Origin of the sequence: Amycolatopsis thermalba (assembly GCF_003385215.1) — a bacterium.
GTDB lineage: Bacteria > Actinomycetota > Actinomycetes > Mycobacteriales > Pseudonocardiaceae > Amycolatopsis_E > Amycolatopsis_E thermalba.
Genome location: NZ_PQHW01000205.1, coordinates 1 through 2437, shown reverse-complemented (window position 1 = coordinate 2437; position 2437 = coordinate 1). Strand labels below are relative to the sequence as shown.

The 2437-nt window shown below is 73.9% G+C and carries 3 protein-coding genes; all 3 read right to left on the bottom strand.

Annotated elements, in window-relative coordinates; translation table 11 throughout:
- Positions 1-619, bottom strand: a 619-nt coding sequence (locus D0D15_RS35615; protein WP_115945099.1) for a PPE domain-containing protein, incomplete at its 3' end; no start/stop codon positions are given.
- Positions 620-632: 13 nt separating this feature from the next.
- Positions 633-1022: a PE domain-containing protein gene (locus D0D15_RS35610; RefSeq protein WP_094006542.1), complete on the bottom strand. Its 390-nt coding sequence runs from the start codon at positions 1020-1022 to the stop codon at positions 633-635.
- A 65-nt stretch (positions 1023-1087) separates the two neighbouring features.
- Positions 1088-2371: a phosphoribosylamine--glycine ligase gene (gene purD / locus D0D15_RS35605; protein WP_094006541.1), complete on the bottom strand. Its 1284-nt coding sequence runs from the start codon at positions 2369-2371 to the stop codon at positions 1088-1090.
- Positions 2372-2437 lie beyond the last annotated feature (66 nt).

Sequence of the window (2437 nt, the reverse complement as noted above, 5' to 3'; positions counted from 1 at the left end):
AAACCACCCCGGTCCCCGGCGCCGACAGCAGCGAAACCGGCGCCGGAGCGTCCACAGTAGACACCGAGCCCAGATAGTGCCCGGTGTCGTGGGCGTAGGCGTTCAGCGCGTCCACCGCCTGGGCCTTGGCCTCCTCGGCGGTGCGCACGTCGGCGGCGTGGTCGGTCTCGAACCCGAACAGGCTGAACACCGTGTCCCCGAAGGTGTAGCCGCCCGCCTTGCGCAGGTCCTCCGGCGCGGGCAGCTTGTTCCGCGTCCGGGTGAACGCCTCGGCCTGCTCGAACAACATCTGCGCGGCCTGCTCGACCTTCGCCGTCGCCTCGCCGGAGAACCCGGCCTCGCGCGCGACCACCGACGACGCCTGCCCGCCAGCGCGGCTCTGCCACTCCACACCGAGCGCCGTGAGCTGGGTCCGCAGCGCCGCTTCGGTCTCGGCGAGCGCGCCGGAGATCGACTTCAGCGCCTCCACCGCCGCGGTGATGCCCGACGGCCCCGCGCCGTCGCGGAACTTCTCCACGACCTGCGCGAGCTGCTCCGGCTGGTAGCCGTCGAACCGCTGGTCCCGCAGCTTCGCGACGAGCGTCGGGATGTCGTACTTGCTGCTGTCGAACGTGGCCACGCCAGACCTCACTTCAGCGTTTCGGGCGGTGGGACAGCGCGGCGACCTTCTCCTCCTCGCCGGCCTGGTAGGCCTGCGCGGCCTGCTGCAGCTGCGCGGCCAGATCGCGCAGGTTCCGCACGTAGGCCTGCACCCGCGCCGCGTAGGAGTCGTCGCCGCGGGCCACCAGCCGGTTCCACGCGTCGGCCGCCGTGGTGCTGATCACGTCCTGGGCGGGCGCGCTGATGTCGAGGCCGGCCAGTTGCTGGCGGATGCGCTCGTCGAGGGTGTCGGCCTGCTCGCTGATCACCTGCGCGACCAGCAGCATCTTGTCCGGGTCCACCCGCAGGTCGTGCGGCACCGAGGGCACGCCGAGCGTGGGCGCGAGGCCCTGGCCGGCGCCACGCAGGTCGTCCTCTGCCATAACGCACTCTCCCGGGTACGGACGGTAGCCGACCAGTTCCGGTAGGAAGGCTACCAACCCGGGTGTCAGCTAGGGCTGGAATTCGCCGAAGCGCCGGGCACGGTGATCTCGCCGCGAGCGGCCTTGAGCCCGATGTCGGTGCGGTGGTGCGAGCCGGCCAGGTGCACCTTCGCGACCCGCTCGTAGGCCTGGGCGCGGGCCGCGTCGAGGTCCTCGCCGACGCCGACCACGGACAGCACACGGCCACCGTGCGACACCACGGCGCCGTCGTCGCGGCGGCGGGTACCGGCGTGCAGCACGCCCTCGGCCTCGGCGCCGGTGATCACGTCACCCGCGCGCGGCACGCCCGGATAGCCGTCGGCGGCGATCACGACGGTGACCGCGGAGCCCGGGTGCCACTCCAGCGGCGGCTGCTCGGCGAGGGTGCCGGTGGCGGTCGCGTGCAGCAGCCCGGCCAGCGGGGTGGCCAGCAGCGCGAGCACGACCTGCGTCTCCGGGTCGCCGAAGCGGCAGTTGAACTCGATGACCTGCGGGCCGTCGGAGGTGATCGCGAGGCCCGCGTAGAGCAGGCCGGAGAACTCGGCGCCGCGGGCGGCCATCTCGTCGACGACCGGCTGGACGATGTCGCGCACGATGTCGTCGACCAGGCCCGCGGGCGCCCACGGCAGCGGCGCGTAGGCGCCCATGCCGCCGGTGTTCGGGCCGGTGTCCCCGTCGCCGACGCGCTTGAAGTCCTGCGCGGGCAGCAGCGGCACCACGGTCCGGCCATCGACCAGGCAGAACAGCGACACCTCGGGCCCGTCGAGGAACGACTCGAGCAACACCGGGTGGCCGCCGTCGAGCAGCTTCATCGCGTGCGCGCGGGCCGCGTCGCGGTCCGGGGTGACGACGACGCCCTTGCCCGCGGCCAGCCCGTCGTCCTTGACCACCCAGGTCGGGCCGAAGCGGGAGAGCGCCTCGTCGAGCTTGGCCGGGTTGTCCACGATCTCGCTGCGCGCGGTGGGCACCTTCGCGGCGGCCATCACGTCCTTCGCGAACGCCTTCGAGCCCTCGATGCGGGCCGCGGCGGCGGACGGCCCGAAGACCGGGATGCCGGCCTTGCGCACGGCGTCGGCCGCGCCGGCGACCAGCGGCACCTCGGGCCCGATCACCACGAGGTCGGCCCGCCAGCTCCGGGCCAGCTCGGCGACCGCCGCCGGGTCCGCCACGTCGACACCGAGCTGCTCGGCCAGCGCCGCGGTGCCGGCGTTGCCGGGCGCGCAGGCCAGCGCGGTGACGGCCGGGTCGTGGGACACGGCGAGGAGCAGGGCATGTTCGCGGGCACCGGACCCGATCACAAGGACGCGCACGGGTCCTCAGCGTAGACGCTGACCTGCGGCACGCCCCGTTCACCCGCCCGCCAGCCACTCGTCCGC

What these genes read in the sequence shown, in the direction of transcription:
- D0D15_RS35610 (WP_094006542.1), bottom strand. Translation starts at nt 1,022, where the DNA reads ATGGCAGAGGACGACCTGCGTGGCGCCGGCCAGGGCCTCGCGCCCACG.